Annotated in this window: 13 protein-coding genes; 3 read left to right on the plus strand and 10 right to left on the minus strand. The window is 63.7% G+C overall.

Annotated features, from left to right (window positions below; translation table 11 throughout):
• Nucleotides 1-43: 43 nt before the first annotated feature.
• From G7Y85_RS12550 to G7Y85_RS20290, 3 genes are all read right to left on the minus strand, one after another.
• The gene (locus G7Y85_RS12550) at nt 44-1,321 is read right to left on the minus strand and encodes a glycoside hydrolase family 1 protein (protein ID WP_166257409.1); all 1,278 of its coding nucleotides are present in this window, start codon (nt 1,319-1,321) and stop codon (nt 44-46) included.
• A 59-nt stretch (nt 1,322-1,380) separates the two neighbouring features.
• Entirely contained in the window at nt 1,381-3,783 is a 2,403-nt protein-coding gene (locus tag G7Y85_RS12555) for a TonB-dependent receptor (protein WP_166257412.1), read from the minus strand.
• Between the two features lie 179 nt (nt 3,784-3,962).
• Nucleotides 3,963-6,686: a helix-turn-helix transcriptional regulator gene (locus tag G7Y85_RS20290; RefSeq protein ID WP_494546249.1), complete on the minus strand. Its 2,724-nt coding sequence runs from the start codon at nt 6,684-6,686 to the stop codon at nt 3,963-3,965.
• A gap of 527 nt (nt 6,687-7,213) precedes the next feature.
• Here G7Y85_RS20290 and G7Y85_RS12565 point away from each other — a divergent pair.
• Complete coding sequence (locus G7Y85_RS12565) at nt 7,214-8,290, plus strand: alpha/beta hydrolase (protein WP_166257418.1); 1,077 nt, start codon at nt 7,214-7,216, stop codon at nt 8,288-8,290.
• Nucleotides 8,291-8,420: 130 nt separating this feature from the next.
• Complete coding sequence (locus G7Y85_RS12570; protein ID WP_166257421.1) at nt 8,421-9,374, plus strand: MBL fold metallo-hydrolase; 954 nt, start codon at nt 8,421-8,423, stop codon at nt 9,372-9,374.
• Nucleotides 9,375-9,430: 56 nt separating this feature from the next.
• Here G7Y85_RS12570 and G7Y85_RS12575 read toward each other — a convergent pair whose 3' ends face one another.
• The 7 genes from G7Y85_RS12575 to G7Y85_RS12605 all read right to left on the minus strand — a co-directional run bounded on the left by G7Y85_RS12575 (nt 9,431) and on the right by G7Y85_RS12605 (nt 18,662).
• Nucleotides 9,431-10,471, minus strand: coding sequence for an alpha/beta hydrolase (locus G7Y85_RS12575; protein ID WP_166257424.1), 1,041 nt, complete (start codon nt 10,469-10,471; stop codon nt 9,431-9,433).
• A gap of 27 nt (nt 10,472-10,498) precedes the next feature.
• The gene (locus tag G7Y85_RS12580; protein WP_166257428.1) at nt 10,499-12,082 is read right to left on the minus strand and encodes a tannase/feruloyl esterase family alpha/beta hydrolase; all 1,584 of its coding nucleotides are present in this window, start codon (nt 12,080-12,082) and stop codon (nt 10,499-10,501) included.
• A 114-nt stretch (nt 12,083-12,196) separates the two neighbouring features.
• Nucleotides 12,197-13,336, minus strand: a complete 1,140-nt coding sequence (locus tag G7Y85_RS12585; RefSeq protein WP_366514962.1) for an acyl-CoA dehydrogenase family protein — start codon at nt 13,334-13,336, stop codon at nt 12,197-12,199.
• A gap of 116 nt (nt 13,337-13,452) precedes the next feature.
• Nucleotides 13,453-14,376, minus strand: a complete 924-nt coding sequence (locus tag G7Y85_RS12590; protein ID WP_166257435.1) for an enoyl-CoA hydratase — start codon at nt 14,374-14,376, stop codon at nt 13,453-13,455.
• Nucleotides 14,377-14,390: 14 nt separating this feature from the next.
• Nucleotides 14,391-15,434, minus strand: coding sequence for an alpha/beta hydrolase (locus G7Y85_RS12595; protein ID WP_166257438.1), 1,044 nt, complete (start codon nt 15,432-15,434; stop codon nt 14,391-14,393).
• Entirely contained in the window at nt 15,431-17,068 is a 1,638-nt protein-coding gene (gene treF / locus G7Y85_RS12600; RefSeq protein WP_206675568.1) for an alpha,alpha-trehalase TreF, read from the minus strand. Before treF ends, G7Y85_RS12595 begins: the two co-directional genes overlap by 4 nt.
• A gap of 34 nt (nt 17,069-17,102) precedes the next feature.
• A complete protein-coding gene (locus tag G7Y85_RS12605; RefSeq protein WP_166257929.1) occupies nt 17,103-18,662 on the minus strand; it encodes an acyl-CoA synthetase in 1,560 nt (519 codons plus the stop codon).
• A gap of 303 nt (nt 18,663-18,965) precedes the next feature.
• Here G7Y85_RS12605 and G7Y85_RS12610 point away from each other — a divergent pair, with 303 nt between their 5' ends.
• Nucleotides 18,966-19,922: an alpha/beta hydrolase gene (locus G7Y85_RS12610; RefSeq protein WP_166257444.1), complete on the plus strand. Its 957-nt coding sequence runs from the start codon at nt 18,966-18,968 to the stop codon at nt 19,920-19,922.
• The last annotated feature ends 586 nt before the right edge of the window (nt 19,923-20,508 follow it).

Below are 20,508 nucleotides of genomic sequence, written 5' to 3' on the forward strand. Positions count from 1 at the left end.
TTGTCTGGTGGGCGATCCCGACGCGTGCTCGGTGCCCCTGCGCTCAGGGGTCTACGACCGGTCGGTAGGCCGGCGCGACACCGGCATTCGCGATGATCTGGCGGTAGACAGGTACCGCTGCCGTCGGAATGCGGGTCAGCGCCGGATCGGTCAGTACGTTGACGGTGTACAGGCCGAAGCGCGGTGAATAGCTGCCCCATTCGAAGTTGTCGGTCAACGACCACACCATGTAACCGACGACGTCGATGCCGTCGGCGCGCGCGCGCTGCACCCAGTACACGCTGTCGCGCAGGGCATCCTCGCGTCGCACGCCGTCACGACGCGGCGCAGCGTTGTCGGTCGCCATGCCGTTCTCCGTGACCAGCAGTGGCAAACGCGGATAGTGTCGAGACAGCTCGTGCAGTGCGCGATAGAGCCCGGCCGGCTCCTGGCGCCAGTCCCAGTCCTTGCCGGCCAGACCGCTGATGTCCGAGGTGTAGTAGTCGAGCCCGATATAGTCGATGCGGTCCGCGATCTGATCGAGGAACGCCCAGTCCAGAAGCTTTTCGACGAGCCGGCTCGCGAAGGTGTCGCCCGCCCAGGCGATATTCGACGACACCATGGCATCCGGCTGCAGGCTGTGAATCAGTTCGTAACTGCGGCGGTGCGCGTCGATCAGGTTGTGGCGGATTTTCGCGGCACCGCCGAGACCGTGGCCGGCACGGGCGGCGGCGGCAATCATGTACAACGAGGTTTCGTTGAAGCTCAACCACCATCGGACATCGGGGTCGTAACGCTCGACGATCAGTTGGACATAAGCAAGAAAGTCGTCGACGGTCCGCGGATTGCCCCAGCCGCCCTGATCCGCGATCCATCCCGGCTGATCGAAGTGCTCCAGCGTGATCAGCGGGCGAATCCCGGCGTCTTTGAGGGCGCGAATCACATCGTCGTAGTACGCAAGTTCCCGCGTGTCGATCTGACCTTTCCTTGGTTCAACACGCGCCCAGCTGACTCCCAGGCGAAAGGTGTTGACGCCCAGATCGTGCGCGAGTGCGATGTCATCGCGATATCGATGGCGAAAATCGACGGAATGACCGAGCGGGTCCTCGGGGTTTTCGGCAGCTGAGACGGCTTTCCTGTTCAGGCGCAGAACAGCCGAATCGACGGAGCCGCCTTCGCTCTGCACGGCGGACGACGATACCCCCCAGATGAACCCGACCGGCAGCGGCTTGGCAGCCGCGACGTCGGGCGCCGCTGGCAACTTCAGCCAAAGCCAGAGGCTCACGACGAGGGCAAGCACGCCAACCAGGATAGCGGCTGTGATCTTCAGGAAGGTGCCCATGACGTGACTCGATTTCCAGGTGCGGCCAGCAAGGCATCGCGGCAACGTTCGCGTACGGCCTAGAAATGGCCACTCAGTCGCAGGCTGATCTGGCGGGGCTGAATGAAGGTCAAGTCGTCAAAAGGATTGGCGCCAGCCGAAACGTTGTGGTTCACGAGGCCGCGTTCATCGAGCAGGTTGCTGACGGTCAGCGTCAGTTCCGGCATCCAGCGCCAGGACTTGCTGTCGAGACTGACGTTCGCGTCCCACTGCTGGTATCCGAAAATCGGCAACTGCTGCTGGAGATTGTTGACGGCCTTGCCGAGGTAGGTATGCGTCGCCGCACCGTAGACGCTCCAGTCGCCGATGTCGCGTGTGTACGCCAGCGTGGTCGCGGTCTGCCAGTGCGGCGCGAACGGCCATGGTGTGCCGGCCGGTGCGGTGCTGCCATCCGGGTTGTCGAACGGCTTGGTCGTCACGGTATCGGCGTAGCTGCCGGACACGCTGAACATCAGGCCGCGCACCGGCAGCAACACTTGCAGCGCCGCCTCGGCACCGACGCTCTTCACGCCGCCGACATTGGTCATGAAGGAATTGAGTCCCAGGTTGTCGAACTCCTGGTACTGCGGATCGCTCCAGCGTTCGTAGAACCCGGTGACATCGAAGCGCAGAGTGCGATGGAACCATTCGGTACGGACGCCGCTTTCATAGTTCCAGATCGAGTCAGACTTGAAAACGGGCGGCGGTGCTGCCTCTCCCGGCAAAGTCGAGCCGGTCTGGAGCCCGCCGACCCGGAAACCCTTCGACGCCGCGACATAGGCCATGAATTCCGGGGTGACGTGCCAGCTCAGCGAGACTTTGGGATTGAATCCGGTTTCGCCGACAGCACCGGATCGCTTCTCGACCACTTGCTGGTTTTCCGCGACGCTGGCGATCACCAGCGGTCCGTATGCGACGCCGTTGCCCGAGGACTTCGTGTTGTAGAGACGGCCACCCAGCGACAGCTCGACTTCCTTCCACAAGCGCCGTGTGACGTCTGCGAACAGCGCCAGCTCCCGCACCTCGGCGTCTACCGCCGAATGCTCGCCGTTGACGATGCCACCCTGCGCCTCCCCGCCCGTGATCTGCGGGAAGAACTGCTGGATCAGCGGCAGGAGATCACCGAACGGAATGGATGCATCTCCGATGGGCGTGTCGAGGGATGTCACGGCATGCTGGCGTGAGCCGAAGACTCCGGCCACCCACCGCCAGGGGGAATCCTTGTCGTCCGGGGACACCAGCCGGAATTCCTGGCTGATCGTGTTCGAATGTGCGTTGACGACCAGCGCGATCAAGGGAATCGAGCCGTCCGGAATGATGTCGGGCGCCAACCCCTCCAGACGATTGGATTCCTCGGAATAGAGGTAGCTGCGCTTGTGAACGTAAGCCGTGTCGGAGACGAGGCGCGCGAACCCGAGATTGAAGCCGGCGTTCAGATCGGCCAGTGAGTAGCCGACATGCGTCGGACTTGCTCGCGGATTCACCGTGTTGTCGAGATTGGCGTCGGTGGCGACGGCGGTGTCGGCGACGTGGGTATTCTGCCAGGCGTAGGTGAGCTTGACGTCGATATCGTCTTGCGGTTGCCAGCCGAGGATGGCGCGCGTGCCGTCCTGATCGGTCCTGTTCGCGGCATCAACGCCCGTGCGGGTATTGTTGATCCATCCCGGCGCATGACGATCGAACCCCATGAAGCGCAGCGCCAGCGTATCGCCGATCGGCACATTGACGACCGCGCCAATGTTCGGCTTCCAGTCGCTGTCCACGTAGCGGCTGTAGCTGGCGTAGTAATTGAACTGCCACTGATCGAAATGTGGCGGCTCCGGCACGTAGCGAATGGCGCCGTTCAGTGCGGATGCGCCGAACAGGGTACCCTGCGGCCCCTTGAGCACGTCGACGCTCTGCAAGTCGAAGGGATTGGGGTCGAGTGCCGAAACCGGGATGTATTCGTCGATGAACGAGACATCGCCGAACAGCACGCCGGTCGTGAAGCCGGTGCTCGGGGCCGCCGAAATGCCGCGCACCGTGATATGCCCCGGCGTCACTGCATCCTGTGTGTAGTTCACGCCAGGCACCAGCTTGACGATGTCCTGCATGTTCTGTGCATTTCGCTGTGCCAGCTCTTCGCCCGGAATCGACGTGATGCTGGCCGGAATGTCGCGCAGCGATTGCTTGCGCTTGGTTGCCGTCACGATGACCTCGGGAATTTCTGCCCGAGAGCTGTTGGTCACCTGCCCTGCCGACGCATCCGGAGCCTGCGCCGGCGCCGCCACGTTCGAATCCGACGGCGTTGCCGGCCCGGCCTGTGCGATCGCAGGCGACTGTTCCTGCGGCCCCTGTGCATCATCGGCTCGCGCGCAGACGCACACCGACAGCCCGAGCGCGACGACAACAGCGGCCACCGCACCGCAGCGCTGACGCGGATTCCCGACTTGCTGATGCCGCATGTGCTCTCCTCGGCTTGTGTCCGCTGCACGGATCTTTCGGGTGATGCGCACCGGCATCACGATGAGGAGGAATTCTAGGTTTCCGGACTTGTCCTTCCACCTACCGCGAAGTAGGGGATTCCGAGGGGGCGGCGGACGCGAGAGGCGGCATTCACCGATCTGCCCCGCGCCAACTCGCGTCACTGCAGGATGTGCAGGCTCCGGGCTTTCGACAATGCCTCTTCGCGCGAGTTTGCACCGAGCTTGCCGTAGACGTTCCGCATGTGCCACTTGACGGTGCCAACACTCAGGTCCAGCGAGCGCGCGATCGTCTTCGCGGACAGCGCACGGCTCAACAGTACAAGTATCTCGGACTCGCGCGCCGAGAGAATTTCGGTCGTCGCCGTCGGCAGCAAGACTGCCGATGCCGGCGGCCGCCGCTCGTTCCCGTCATGACGCCCGAGCTCGGCCTGCGCCGATTCGAGCAGCGTCCGTCGCCCGACGTCCCGCTCGCCATCGAGCAGCCGATCGACCATCGGCAGTACCGACACACCGATATCCGGTAGCACGCGCCGCATGCACTTTACAGCAGCGTCGTCCAGCGCCTGGCGCGCTTCGTCAAGTGCGGCGTCGACGCGACCGCTGCGATGAAGGACAAGCGCACGCATCAAGACCAGGCGCGTTACCGACAGTTGCCGACGATTTCGTTGCGCCGCCACCAATGCCGCTTCGATCGCGGCCCGGGCCGACACATCACTTTCCAGCGCGCAGGCTGCATTCGCGCGTGCCAGCAATGCAACCAGGCCGATCTCTGCCCGGGCACAGTCCACGCAATCCGCGTAGCGTTTCCCGATTTCCTGCAAGCGTGCCAGCAGATCCGGAACGGCCGCGTGCTGCTTGACGTGCAGTGCGATTTCGATCCGCTCGTGAAGTGACCAGGCAATCAGGCGGTCGAGCTTTCTGCGGTAGCCGAATTCTTCAATCAGCGACAGCGTCTTCTCCGCCGCGACGACCTCGCCACCCAGCAATTCAATGCGAGCGCGCACGCGGTAGGCGTGGAGAAGCCCGTTGTGATTGCCGACGGCGTCGATGGCATCGATATGCTGATCGAGAAGATCGCGCGCCTCCTGGATTTCGTTTTCCTGATACAGAGCTTCGAGCAGATATCCGGAAAACAGACCAACAGCGTCGAAGGCAAATTCGGTGTGCGGTTCGATGTCCTTGATGAAGGCCGTCAGTGCCGTTTTCGCGATCGCGATATTGCCTTCGATCAGATGACTGAATCCGTCGACGACATCGATCAATGGACGGGGCCGATCGGGACGGCCGCGGATGTCGATCTGGCGGCGCAGCCGCGCAACCTCCCGTGCGCGCTCGAACTGCCCGGCATAGACCAGACAAATGCTCGTGATGTTGCTGGCGATCAGGGTCTGAAATGGATTCAGTCCGCTGGCGTCCTGCTGTGTCTGCTCGAGTATCTCCAGGGCCGCAGCACCGTCATCGGTGGAAATCAGGAAATACGCGCGCAGCAGCCTGGATTCCGCTTCGGCGCTGGCGGTCTCGCGGCCAGGATGTGCGGCGATGGTCGACATTGTGCGTTCGAACTCGTCGATACGCCCGCAGGACAGCTGGGCCCAGGCCATGCACAGCAGAACATTGAGCTGACCGGCCAGGCTTTCAGGCGGCAACGCATCGCACCACTTCAGCAGTTCGACGAAATTCGCGCCATTCACGAAGCGCCGCGCCGTGCGATCGACCAGGGTGACGGCGAACGCAGTGTCATCCGCCAGCATGGCATGACGCATCGCTTCGATCAGCAGATCGCGACCCGCGAACCAATGACTTGCGCGTGTATGGATACCGGCAATTTCCGTCGCGCCCAGGCGCGCCAGGCGCCGATGCAGGAAGGTCGCGAACAGACGGTGGAAGCGGTACCAGGGCTCAGCGTCACTGGTGTCGATCGGCAACAAGAACAGGTTTTCCCGCTCGAAGCGCTCAAGCAGTCGGCCCGATTCGGCATTGCCGGTCACTTGTTCACAGAGCTCGCGATTGAAACGTCGGCAGGCGGAAATGCGGACCAGGAAGCTCAGCTCGTCGGCACCGAGATGCTGGTTGACGGTGCTCTCCAGATACTTTTCCAGAGAATCGACGCGCGACACCAGCAGGCCGGGCTGGTCCTCGAAGAATTGCTCCGGGCTTTTGTGCTGACGCAGCGAATAGGCAAGCAGCTGCAGGCCCGCAGCCCACCCATCGCTCATTTCATGCAGACGCATCTCCTGCGCGCTGCTGAGTCCAGCCAGGTTCTGCGACCTCAGGAAGTGGCGCGTCTCGTCGAGGCTGAAGCGCAGATCGCTGAACTGGATTTCGGTCACGCCATCAGCCATGCGCAGGCGCCCGAGTTGCAGCGGCGGACTGGTTCGCGAACCGAGCACAAGATGAAAACGCTCCGGCGCCATTCCGAGCCAGACGTCGAGCATCTGCAACAGCCTGAACGACGAGATGTGGTGCAGATCGTCGATGACGACGAAGACATCGCGATCTTCGTCGAACAGGTCGTCGATCAGGGACGAGATCAGCGGGCGCCACGCCTTTCCGCCCGAACGTCGGTAAGCCTGCAAGGCCTCGGTATCGATATTCACTTCGGCCTGCATCAGGCCTTCGATCAGGTATTCGATCACCAGATCGTCACTGTCGTCGGCCGACGCGTTGTACCAGGCGACCTTGGCGCCTTGCAGCGCAAGACTCTTGCGCCATTGCGTGAGCAGCATGGTCTTTCCGCAGCCGGCCGGCCCGGTCACCAATGTCAGGCTGCGGCTGCGCTGGCTCTCCAGCCGCTGCAGCAGAGACTGACGCGGCACCGGAGAACTGCCGATGCGCGGAGGAGCGAGTTTCGTCCTGATCAGCGGCAAATCGCTGTGAATCATGTCCGACTGCTCTCCTCCACGTCTTCTGCCTCTTCGGCCTTTTTCGGCTCTTTCGATATTGCAGGATTACAGACTACCAATCGCGTTCTGCAACGTCGACGCGAGGCCGGCAGCCCGGAGTTGCAAGAAACGGTCACCGCCGCAGGCCGCCACACGTACGGCGAGGGCAGCGTTCAAATGCCCGCATCGCCGCCGTCCGGCGATTTGTCTCGCCGCGCGCGACCATACTGCAATAACGGTCGAGGTGTGTCCCCTACCGCCGCGTGGGGGCGCCGCGCGATCCGAAGGCGGAATGGTTGCGCCGAACGTGACGCCGGCGATCGAATCCCTCACGAAATGGTAGGGGACAGGTTTCGCGCCCCGGCACAGACTGCCGACGGTGCGCACCTGCGAATCGTGCCGCGCATTTTCGATGTGGTCGCCGCACGAACGCGTCGCGTTCCGGCGCGAGTCCGTTGCGTGCGCAACGGGTCGAATCGGTCAGAGGGTTCACGGTCACCGGAACCCGCAACAGAGGGGGAACAAGCATGACCCGTCAAACTAGCCGCTGGATCTTTGCGGTGCTCGCCGGGGCCCTCGCCGCGTCGAACGCCGTCGCCGGCGACGTCGATGCCAAAGGCCGCGATGCCGCTACGCTCGACGTCCCGGCCATGCAGGTTCCGTTCTCTGTATATGCCAGCGCTGAAGCAAGAGCCGCATTCCTCCACAATCTGCAAACGCGGAACGACGCACCGCCGCTGGGCGGCGACATCGCGGCGTCGCGCGCGTACTACGACAAGTACAACCGCGACCTGCTCGAAAAGGCGCGCCGTCTTTATGATGTGAAGATCGAGCATCGCCGGATCGGCGGCGTGGAAACCGATGTGGTCACGCCTGCCGCCGGTGTTGCCGCCGCGAACCGTCATCGTGTGCTGATCAATCTGCATGGCGGCGCCTTCCTGTGGGGTGCTGGCGCCGGAGGTCAGCTCGAGGCCACCCCGATCGCGGCACTGATGGGTGTCGAGGTCGTGACCGTCGACTACCGCGAAGGTCCGGAGCACCATTACCCGGCGGCCAGCGAAGACGTGGCAGCCGTCTACCGGGAGTTGCTGAAGACGCACGATGCCAAGAGCATCGGCATCTACGGTTGCTCGGCCGGCGGAATCCTCACGGCGGAATCCGTTGCCTGGCTTCGCCACGTCGGTCTGCCGACACCAGCGGCGATCGGCGTGTTCTGCGGCGCCGGCGGCGGCATCGACGGCGACTCCCTGTACATGTCTGCGCCGCTGCTCGGGGCGCCACCGGTAGCGCCTGGCAACCCCATGTTCATGCTTGGCAATTGGCCGTACTTCAACGGCGCCTCCGTGGATGATCCGCTGGTGGCGCCAGTGCGTTCGCCGGAAACCCTGCGCCACTTTCCACCGACCCTGCTGATCAGTGGCACCCGCGATTTCATGATGAGTGCGGTGATCCATCAGGACAACGAACTGGTGAAGGCCGGCGTCGATACCGAGCTGCATCTGTGGAACGGCATGTGGCACGCCTTCTTCATGGATGCCGACCTGCCGGAGTCGCGCGAAGCCTACGCCGTGATCGTGACGTTCTTCGAGCGTCATCTGCGCTGAGATCAGGCAGGACGTGCCGGACACACCGGCGGCATTCCAACCCGAGGAGAATGAAATGCGGAGAACCACAGCCACTACCCTGCTCGCACTGGCGGCAGCCGCCAGCGTCCTGCCGGTCCGAGCGAGTGTCGTGCCCGATCTGCCGGTTGTGACAACCGAGGAAGGCCAGCACGTCGCATTCGACGAATACACCTGGAAACGACGCGAGCTCGACAAACGGCTGCCGATCGAACAGCCGTGGCCGTCGGATGCCGATATCGACACCGCGTATGCGAAGCTCGGCCCGAGGTCCGCTCCGCCGTTCCTGACAGCGCCATCGCGCATCCTGCCCGATGTCTATCTCGTCAATACCGAGCCGAATCTCAGTTATGTGATCGACGCCGGCGAGGCGGGCCTGGTGCTCGTCGACCCGGGCATGACCAATACGGTCGAAAGCGAACGCGCCAACATCGCCAGGCTCGGCCTCGGTAATCGTCGCGTGCGCTGGGTACTCAACACGCATGCGCATTTCGATCATGCGATGGCAGACGAGGAATTCCGCAAAACCGGGGCCGAAGTCATGATCGGCGCAGGCGACGCGGACGCCATCGAGAAAGGCACCGCGGTCACGGCGCTCTACCTGATCATGCCGAACCAGCCCTATCCTTATACCAAGGTGGGCGACCGCCTGGCAGACGGCGAAATCCTGCATCTCGGCAACAAGACGATTTATGTCATCGCAACGCCGGGACACACGCCCGGCTCGTCATGTTTCCTGCTGCAGGTGGGCGGACGCAACGTACTGTTCGGCGGCGACACGGCTCTCTACGACAATCGCCTCGGCAACCAGAGCACCTCGTTCACCGACAATCGGGAATACTTGGCCTCACTGCGCAAGCTCGCCGGCTTTCATCTCGACCCGCGTCTGCCGTTTCAGTGGGACGTGCTGTTGCCCGGCCACGGCGCGATCGTGATGGATCATGCTTACATGGATGTGGAGAAGGATTTCCGCACGACGCAGATCGATCTTCTTGAGGGCTACCCGATCGAAGCGCTGCCCTTCGCGACACCGCTCTACCGCAAGATGATGGCCGGGCGGCCTTGAAGCCGACACTCGCGTTTACCGTGTGTCATGGACATCGCGCTGCCCCCGGGCGCCATTCAGGGCGCGCGCAGGATAAAGGCGACGGCTCCGCTGTCCGCTGACTTCGCCTCCGGAACAGGCGCCAGCATCCAGTCGTGGAACATGTTCGGAACTTCGCGGTAATCCAACTGCGCACCGTCGTGACGGGCTTTTTCCACAAGTTGCCGCGCATCGGCATTGAGCAGATCCATCGTGCCGCTGAACAGCAGGATCGGCGGCAGGCCGCGAAGCGACCCGAGTACCGGACTGATATGCGGATCGCCCAGCGGGGTGCCGTTTGCCCATTGCATCGCCGCCCACTCCAGCCCGACCCGCGACAGGGCCGGATCTCTTTCTTCGAGCGCGGCCTGCGCCGGATTGTCTTGCACCAGGTTCAGCCACGGCGACATCAGCACGAGACCACCCGGCATCGGCTTGCCCTCGTCCCGCAGCGCCTCTGCAAAGCCCAGCGCGAGGCCGCCGCCCGCCGAATCGCCGGCGATCGTGATCGACGAGGACGGTCCGTCGGCCAGTAGCTGCGCGTACAGATGCCCGAGCATGGCATATGCCGGTTTCCAGTCGTGCTCGGGAGCCAGCGGATATTGAGGCAGCACGATACGAACGCCGGTCCTTTCACCGATTTTCCCGACGAAGTTCCAATGTCCGTCGTTCGTGGCGCCGCAGTACGCGCCACCGTGGATGAAAATCAGGCTGCGTTCCGGGTTCGGCATCGCGCGCGGCACAAGCGTGTAGACGGCGCCGCCATCGAGCGCTTGCCGTGAGATCAGATACCGACGCCGCAGTGCATCCGGTGGCGGCGCTTCACCGCGGCGGCGGTCCTCTGCAACTGCGGCCTCGAAGGCCGTCACCGTCTGCATGCTGTGCCTGGCGCCGATTGCGCGCAGCAGCAGAACGATCGCGCGGGCCTGCATGCTCTGCCCTTCGTGCACGCTCGAAATCCACAGCGCGAAGATCGACAGCACGACGAGCCCACACAGACCGCCCAGAATGCGCCATCGCAGGCGCCGGAACATGAAAGGAATTTTCATAGTGCCCTTGTCATTGATGGCGAGACGCAATGGGATCGCAACCGATCCAGCCAATGCTCACTGAGCGACGTCGGTGCAGCGAAAATTTTCGGCAAGGTCGGTGCTGCCCACGCCGGTCCAGCGCGCCACCTGCGGATAGGGGCATAGCGGGCGCGAGCGCAGCCGTTTCGCCTTCTGAGGCGCAAAGAACGGCTGGATATCGTCGTCGTACTTCGTCGCGATGATCGCGTCGGGCGCGGATCCGTTTTCAACCCAACGCTCGAGCGCGGCTGCCATGTCGCGATGCGGATCGGCGCCGGCAGCCGGCGGCATCGTGCCGAAAAAGTTCGGTCCCGGTCCGCCGACGCAATGTTGCATCCCAGGCACCATGTAGAGGCGCGCGAAGTCGGCAACTTGCTCGGCACCCATGCGTTCGCGCACGCTCTCGTAGAAATCCACCGTGGTCTGCGGCGTGACCGCCGGATCGCTCCAGCCCTGATAGAGGATCAGCTTTCCGCCGCGCGCCGCAAACGCGCTCAGGTCGGGATCGCTCGCGTCTGAGCCGTACTCGATGCCCTTGTTCAGCATCAGTGCACTGTCGCGGGAAAAATCGAAGCTTTCGAGACTCCAGCTCGCATCGCCGTAGACGGTATACCGATAGAAGTCCTGCACGTAGGCATACTCGAAGTTGTCACCGGGCTTCTTGCCGGTGATCCAGGTCAGCCAGCCTCCCTTGTCGCCCAGTTCGCCCCCCGGCTCGAACCCGTGAAAGCCTGCTCCAGGTCCGCTGTAGATATCGCGCAGCGACTGCACCTGGCCCGGCGTCAGACAGTCAGCCCTGTCGCCAGCCTTGCATTGCAGTATCGCCGGATCAAAGTGGCAACGGCGCGGGTCATCAATGATGCCGTCGGTCACGCCGTCGCGAGCGTCGCAGGCAGCGAGCGTCGCGGCGGCGACGGTCGGAATCTTCTGCGGCGGTATGAAAGCCCCCGCCCGCTTGATGCGCAACTGGATCCACGCCCAGGCAGGCAGGATGTTCAGGCCCGGCGCGCCAGCCATGATCCCGTCGTAATCCTGTGGAAAGCGCTCCGCCTCAACCAGCGCCTCGCGACCGCCGCCGGAACATCCGGTGAAGTAAGCATGCTCGGGCGGGCGTCCGTAGTACGCCTGGATGAGCGACCTGGCGACAACGTTGGATACGTGGACGGCACGCCACGCGAAGTCTTTCATCTTCTCCGGATGCCCCAGCGCCCAGGTACCGTCACGATCGTTGCCCTCGTGCCCGGTGTCCGTGCCGACACCGACACTGCCGTTCTCGAGCGAGAAGCGCAGACTGGTCGTATCGATGCTGCCCCCGAAGCCACCGACGCCGACGCCCTGCAGGCGTCCGTTCCAGTGTTCAGACGGCAACCAGACCGCGGTGCGGATCTTCGAATCGGCACTGGGCGTCAGTTCAAGCTCGACGCGACAGGACGCGGGCTCATGGAAGAACGGTCGGCCGAACCAGGCGCCGGCCAGCGAGAACTCGCGGCCGCCGCGGTGCGGTTCGGCGGCGACCACGCGCGCATGGTCGAGCGGCAGTCCGGCCAGCCGCTCGCAGCGTTCGGCGACGTCCTTGCTGACGCAGCCGACGAGTGCTGCCAGCAAGGGCAGCAGCAACATTCCCAGATTTCTCGCCTTCACTTTTCACTCCCTGTCTGCCAGGCCACGCGTAACCCGGCTTCGCGCCAGCGACCAGTGCTCCTCGCCGCATCGCCGTCTGCGGACATGCGCGACTCACATCGCGCGCGCGATGAGCTCCAGCATGACTTCGTTCGCGCCGCCGAATATGCGATGCACGCGAGAATCGACATACGCGCGCGCGATGGGGTACTCGAGCATGTATCCGTTGCCGCCGTGAAACTGCACACAGCGATCGACGACGCGCCCGAGCAACTCCGAGCACCAGTATTTGGCGATCGCCGCATCGTCGGGCGCGAGCCGGTGTTCGAGCAGCATGCCGATGCACTGATCGACGAAAACACGACCGATCGCCACTTCGGCCTTGAGCTCGGCGAGCCGGAAGCGCGTGTTCTGATAGTCCGCCAGGGGGCTGCCGAAGATCTTGCGATTGCGCGCGTACTCAAGGGTGCTGCGCAGCGATTCTTCCGCACAGGCGATGCCGGCAATGGCGATGGTCAGGCGCTCCCACGCAAGCTCCTTCATCAAAGCCTTGAAGCCTCCGCCCTCCTCGCCGAGCAGGTGGCTGCGCGGCACGCGGACGTTCTCGAAGAAGAGCTCGCATGTGTCCTGCGCCTTCCAACCGACCTTCTTCAGCGGCTTGCCCTTAGAAAAGCCCGGCGAATTTGCTTCGACCAGCAACAACGAGATGCCCCTGGCCCCGTCGCCGACAGCGCCGGTCTTGGCGGCGACGACGACCAGATCACAGAGATAGCCATTGGTGATGAACGTCTTCGTGCCGTTGAGAACGTAGTGGTCACCGTCGGGCACCGCCGTCGCTTTGATCGCCTGCAGATCCGAGCCGGCGCCCGGCTCCGTCATCGCGATCGCGGTGATCAATTCGCCGCTGGCCATGCGCGGCAGCCACTGAGACTTCTGCCGGTCGTTGCCGAAATGGTCGATGTAGTTGGCAACGATGTCGCTATGCAGGGAGAAACCCACCCCGGTCGCGCCTGCCTTGGTCAGTTCTTCGAGCATGATCGTGCTGTACAGGCGATCCGCTCCGGCGCCGCCGTAGGCCTCGGCCATGGTGACGCAGAGAAAGCCCAGCTCGCCGGCACGCGTCCATATCTTCCGGTCGACGTGCTGATCTTCCTCCCACTGCGCATGAAACGGCACGATTTCCTCGTCGACGAAGCGACGGAACGAGCGACGGAAATCCTCGTGCTCGGCACTGAACAGGCTTCTTGGTATCACAAGCATCTCCACTGTAAGGGGTTCACGAGCGCCGCCATCGGGCCGGCGACATCGCGGCTGCGCCACTCGCGCGGAAAGCGGTGCCGCGACGAGCGCTGGCACATGCCGCGCGACGTTCAGTCAGGTCTTCTCGCGTCCGCGCTCGTAACCGCTTGCACGCGCAGGCTCCCCGCCTCCTGCGCCAATCGGACTTTGGCGAGGACGGCCGGCGGCAGTTGCGAGGTGTCGACTGGATAGCCGTGCACAAGCAGGTTGTGCAGGTGGCCGATGGTGTGCAAAGCGTGTGCGTGCTGCAGATATTGGCGCCGCCCTTGCGCGTCCTGCGCGGCATTGATCGATTCCTTCATCAGCTTCAGCGAGAACAGCGGCTTGGCGGCAATCGTCTTCGCCAGCTCCAGTGTCGCTGCCGACAACTCCGCACGCGGCACGACGCGATTGACCATGCCGCAGGCTCTCGCCTCCTGCGCGCTCAACCAGCCACCGGTGAACGCCCATTCCTTGGCGCGCCGCACGCCCATCTCGTAAGGATGCATCGCGAACTCGGTGCCGGGAACGCCAAGTTCGGCACCGGTGTTGTCGCGGAATTTCGCATCGTCGGACGCGACGATGAGATCGCAGGCCCATACCAGCATGTTGCCCCCGGCGATGACGTTGCCCTGCACCTCCGCAATCAACGGCTTCGGCGCATTGCGCCAGCGTTCCGTGATGTCGACGTAGATCTCTTTCTCGCGTCCGTAGAAGCCTTCCGCCCCCGGCGCCGCGAACTGCCCCCAGAGTCCGTTCGTCGATTCGGCGTCGGTGTGCTCGTTGAAATCCTCGAGACCTAGATCATGCCCGGCGTTGAAGTGCTCTCCGGCACCGGCGAGGATGATCGCGTGTACGCCGTCGTCGAAGCAGGCCCGTTTCAAGGCGGCGTCCAGTTCGTATATCAGCGTGATGTTCTGGGCGTTCCGCTTCTCCGGCCGGTTCATCAGGATACGCACCACCCGGTCGGCCGCGCGTTCGTAGACGATATGACGATAGTTCGTGTTCGTATTCATCCGTGGAGCCTCGCTCAGTGCGTCGACGTCGCGTTGTTCGCGGCAAGATGCTGCTCGAAGAAGCGCGCCTGCAGTTCGAAGGCTTCCCTGGACTCCGGCAGATCGAGGTAGGCCCAGTGCGCATGCATCATCCCCTCGAACACGACCAGCTGCGCATCGTCGCCGGCCTTGTACATTGCCATCTGCATCATGATGGTCTGGCTCAGCAGCAGATCGCGAGTTCCCGACATCAGCAGCGTTGGCGGCAGGCCGGCGAGATCGGCGAACAGCGGCGACAGCATCGGGTCCTTCAGATCGTTGCCTTGCGCGATCAGGTCCTGCTTGCCCTGGGCGAGATCTTTTTCCGGCGGCGGCGGGATCAGCGGGTTGAGTCCCATCATCGACTCGCCGTAGCGGGAGAAATCGCTGATCAGCGAGAACATGCCGAGCGCGGCGGGCATTGGCAGACCGTCTCGCTTCAGTCGCACCGCGAGCTGCGCGGTCATCGTGGCGCCGGCCGAAGTGCCGTAGACGATGATGTTCCGCGGCTCGTAAGTCTCGAGCAATTTCTTGTACACGGCCATCGCATCGTCGATACCGGCCGGGTACGGGTGCTCCGGCGACAATCGATAGCGCACAGCGACGATCTTGCGGCCGGTCAGTGCGGCGATCGGGATGTTCTCGGTCTGCGATCCGGCATCCAGCGTGAAGCCGCCGCCGTGCAGATTCATCAACACCTGGTTCGGTTGCTTGAGCGTCGCCGGTTGTACGATCAGTACCGGCACACCGGCCATCTCGGAAGCCTGCGTCGTCACATCGGCCCCGTACTTTTCCTTGAGTTTGGCGCCGAATTCGTCCTGATACTTGTTGATGGCGATGCGTTTGAGCGTCAGCGGCAGCGCGTCCATCGATACGAAGGTGTGCGGTGGATGCGCGTAGAACTGCTGTGCCTCCGGGCTGATGGTGTCGACCACGGTCACTGGCGTCACCGGTGGTTTGCCGCCGGTCGGCGCGTGCGTGCACCCGACGGCCAACAGGCCGCTCATCAGCGACAGGCGCACTGGGATCTTGAGTTTCACGTCGGGGCTCCTGGTGTTGAACTGTTTGCATCACCGGTGCGACTCGCGGGAGGACGTGCACCGCCTGCGCTGCTGCCGCAGTGCGGATAGTCGTCGAGCAAAGCGGCGGTCACACCGTTGGTCCAGCCGAATCCGTCCTGCAAGGGATACTCGCCGCCACCCGCGGGGGCGCCGCTCTCGAGGTTGTATTTCTCGACGAGCTTGTGCTCGCGCTCGTAGTTGCGGCCAACCGTGGCAAGCCAGCGGCAGGCGATGTCGCGTGCCAGATCCGGCTGCTGCCGCGCCCGCAGGCCGACCACGGCAATCCACTGCAGTGGCGCCCAGCCATTCGGTCGATCCCATTGCTGCCCGGTCGCCACGGTCGTGGTGGCGAGCCCGCCCGGCATCAGCAGGCTTCTGCGGACGGTCCCGGCGACGGCCGCCGCCTGACGGGTGTCGGCAACACCGACGAACAGCGGGAACAGTGTCGCCGCGCTGAGACGCTGCGTCGGTTCATGCTTGCGCCACTGATAGTCGTAGAAGCAGTGGTCGCCGGTATTCCACATCCAGGTCTGGATCGCGGCTCGCCGTTGTGCGGCACGTTGCGTGTAGAGGTGAGCGCAGGCCTGTTCGCGTCGGTGCCGGCACCCGTCGGCGATGGCGCGCTCCATTCCGTAGAGCAGACTGTTGAGATCGACCGGCACGATGGCCGTCGTCTCGATCGTTGTCAGATCGTGACCGTCGGCGAACCAGCGCGAACTGAAGTCCCAGCCGCTTTCCGCTGCCGATCGCAATTCGCGGTACAGGATTTTCGGCGGACGAGACGAATGCGCTGCCAGCGCGACGTCCTCCACATAGGATTCATCGCGCGGGTGATCGTCGGCATCCCAGTACCGATTCAGCAGAGCCCCATCCTGCATGCGCACGACATGGCGTGCAGCGTGGCCTCGCCGGAGCCCTTCTGCGCCGCGCATCCACCAGGCATATTCAGCCTGCAGGGCCGGCAGATAGCGGGCGTAGGCGACGGCCGGATCCCGCGGTGAAAGCAGCCCGACCATCAGATAGAACACCGGTGGCTGCGATCGGCTCAGATAGTAAGTTCGAGTACCGTTTGGGATGTGTCCGTAGCGGGCGATCAGACCGGCGAAGCCGTCGACCATGTCCTTCGCCAGATCGGCGTGCCCATCACGAACGACGCCGAGCAGGCTGAAATAGCTGTCCCAATAGTAGAGTTCCCGGAATCGGCCGCCAGGCACAATGTGACGAAAGTCCACGTCGAGCGCGGACGAGCCCGGGCTCGATTCCTGCGCGGGTCGTACGAGCTGTGGCCACAATGCGCTGATGTGACGACGCAGCGGCAGCGTCGGGCCGGCAGGCGCTGTCGTGTCGGGCGTGCCCGGAATGTCGAAATGCGCTGCGACGAAGTCGGCCAGCGCCTTGTCATCTGCCGGACGCTCGCGATCAAAGTCGGCCAGGATCGAGCCTGGCGTCTGCTTCGGGATCGCATCGGCGAAGGTCTTGCTGTCCGGATAAAGTCTTGCGTTCTCGACGCGGACGAACAGGTCCTTCCAGAGCGTGCTCGGCGTCGGCGGCGCCTCCGCGTGCGCGAGCCCGATGCTTGCCAGCAGGCAAATTGCCAGCCAGGCCGTCCGCACGCCTCCCCCTCTCCGCGAAACGCGCATGGGCGGCTCAGCCAACCTTGCGTTGTTGCGTGCGCCAGTGCGGCTCCCTCAACGTGTTCTTGAGAACCTTGCCGGCGCCGGATAGCGGCAGCGTGTCACGAAATTCGACACTGCGAGGACACTTGTAGCCGGCGATCAGCTTCCCGCAGTGTGCGCGCATTTCTTCCAGCGTCGGTCGTGCCACGCCGGCATGGCAGACGATCACCGCGTGCACGGCTTCGCCCCAGAGCGCGTCCGGGATGCCGATCACCGCGCAGGCCGCGACTGCCGGATGCTGGGCGACCGCATTCTCGACTTCGGCCGAGTACACGTTTTCCCCGCCACTGACGATCATGTCCTTGACCCGATCGACGATGTAGAGAAAGCCGTCTTTGTCGACGTAGCCACCGTCGCCCGTGTGCATCCAGCCGTCGCGCAGGACTTCGGCAGTGAGCTCCGGCTTGCCCCAGTAACCCTGCATGACACCGGGACTGCGTGCGACGATTTCGCCGACCGTGCCAATCGGCACTTCCCGGCCGTCGGTATCGACGATCTTCAGTTCGACGCCGGCCATCGGTCGGCCGGCAGAACGCAGACGACCGGCGCTGCGCCCCTCCGCACCATGCCAGGATGGTGCGAGAAACGTCACGCTCGGCGACATCTCGGTCTGTCCGTATGCCTGCATGAAACTGACGTTCGGCAATCCATGCATGGCGCGATCAAGCAGCGCTTCGCTGATCGGCGAAGCGCCATAAACCACGGAACGCAGCGAGTCGAGCCTGAAGCTGGCGAACTGGGGATGATCCACGAGCATCTGGATCATGGTCGGCACCAGCAGAATCGACGACACGCGCTCCTGTTCGATGGTCCGCAGCACGGCTTCCGGCTGGAACATCGGCAATACCACCTGCGTACAGCCGTACATGAACGAGACGATCGCGTAGAAGCCATCGGCCAGATGAAACATCGGCGCGACGTGCAGCACGACTTCGCCGTCACCCGACACACCCTCGGCCATGCCGCTCAGCGCCGTCGCGAACAGGTTGGTATGCGACAGCATCACGCCCTTGGGGAAGCCGGTGGTGCCACCGGTGTAGAAGACGCCTGCCAGATCGCCGTTGGCGCGTTCGGCGTCGGGCACTGGCTCGTTTTCCGCGATCAGTTGCTCGATCGGGAACATGCCGCTGCGAGCCTCGCCGTTGCCGAGGTACACGAGCGTCCGAAGCGAGCGTGAATGTTCGGCGAGGGCCGGCACGACATCCGCGAACGTGTCGTCGACCGCGAGGATCTGCGTGTCGCAGTCGTCGAGCGAATACGCGATCTCGCGCGGATTCCAGCGTGTATTCACAGGGTTCACTGCGCCGCCGCCCCACCAGACGGCGAAATACAGTTCGAGGAAAAAGTCCGAATTCAAGGACAGGATGCCGACGCGATCGCCAGGCCGCATTCCCAGCTGCTGCAGGGCGCCAGCCAGACGTGCGACCCGCTCGTGGAACTCACCGAAGCTGCGGCGGCGATCACCGCATACCGTCGCCAGCCGCTGCGGGAACTGCCGCTTGGCGCGGTGCAGCGCCTGGGTCAGATTCATCGTGCTCATGGGCTCCCCGTATTTGGCCGGCCTCCATCTGGATGGCCGATCCGGTTATTCATCCGTCGACGACAGCTTAGAAGAGCAAGCAGCACGGCAACCCTACCGAAACGTAGGGCACCGGCATCCGTTGTCGCTCATATCCGGCGCCCCTCGCCCAGGCAGGGGACAAGAGGGTACGACGCGTCTATGTTGAGACCCTCAGGGAAGATGGATCGCCAAAGGATGTGCGATCGCAATGCATCGAATCGCAATCGACCACGAACACGCCGGCGATCCCCCGCGCGTGACGGAGACCGAATCATGAACAGCCAGAGCCGGCACCTTGTCGACCCGGAACTGTGGAGCCTTCTGGACACCCTGCCCGACATTTCATTCGGGGCAGAAGTCCTCGGTGCGCTGCGCGAAGCGCCGACGCCGGCGTACCCGATGGATACCACGGCCGTGTCGGTCGACGTCCGCTCGTCGATCGAGCATGCACCCGGTACCGGGGACGCGCCGCCGGTGGCGGTCCGCATACATCGGCCGATGGCGGTGGAGCGTCCCGTGGGCTGCCTGTTCCACATTCACGGTGGTGGCTTTGTGCGCGGCAACTCGGAGGCGCACGTCGAACAGCATCGCATGCTGGCAGCGACGCTCGGCTGCGTGGTCGTGTCGGTCGATTACCGCCTCGCGCCGGAAACCGCGTTCCCCGGCAATCTCGACGACTGCTTGGCGGCGCTGTCGTGGGTCTTCCGCGATGCCGAGGCATTGTCCGTCGATCCGGCGCGCATCGGTGTGGCCGGCGAAAGCGCCGGCGGCGGTCTGGCGGCCTGCCTGTGTCTGGCGGCGCGCGATCGCGGCGAGATCCGGCCGGCCTTCCTGCACATGATGTATCCCATGCTTGACGATCGCACCTGTGTCGAAGCCGAACCCAACCGTTATGCCGGTGACTACGTCTGGAACCGCACCAGCAACCGCTTCGGCTGGTCGTCGCTGCTCGGCGCCCCACCCGGAGCGGATGGCATCTCGCAATACGCCGCCGCCGCGCGGGCAGACGATCTGGCTGGCCTGCCGCCGACCTTCATCTGCACTGGATCGCTGGACCTGTTCGTCGACGAGAACCTGGAATTCTCCAGGCGACTCATGCGTGCCGGCGTGCCAACCGAGCTTCACGTCTTCGCCGGCGCCGTACACGGCTTCGACTACCATCCGACCGCGAAGATTTCCGCCGCCGCACGCCGCGCAAGTCTGGCGGCGCTCGGGGCGTTTCTGGCCTAGAACCGAGCGGCAGTGGGGTATACCCGGCCATCCCGGTAGGGACGAAGACGGCACCTGGCGCGCCAGTTTTGTGATCCTGGCGTCGGAACACATGTGAACGGCGGCCGCCCTGATCCATCAAGACAATCGGGTGTGTCTTGGCGTAGATCTCAGACGCTTCTTATTGGAGCTGGACGCATACTATTGTTCCTTTTCAAGGCTGACTCCGAACAATAAAATCCGTCGATAGCGACAGCGCAACTCATTGAAAATATTAGCCTCGACATTATCGACAGTTTTTGCAAAATCTGTCGAAGATTTCGACGAAAATCGACGTGCTAGCCCTCTACCGCCAGCCGTCGTCCCTGACAAACCAGCCAGACCGCACGACATGCCGAATCAGGCACACGGCGTTGCGCGCTTGACGCTGGTCGAACATTCCCCTTGCATAGAAGTCGACAGCATGTAGCGAAGCACGACAACCGCTCAGCCTCTCGAAGGCGTGCCGTCACGCATAATTCATCAGCTTCCGTTCCCACTATGTTTTTGGGCGCGGGTCACGCGTAACTTCCGTACCAGCCGCGCGCTGCTGCATACCGACAGAGAC

This window comes from Solimonas terrae (assembly GCF_011067135.1).
GTDB classification, from domain to species: Bacteria; Pseudomonadota; Gammaproteobacteria; order Nevskiales; family Nevskiaceae; genus Solimonas; species Solimonas terrae.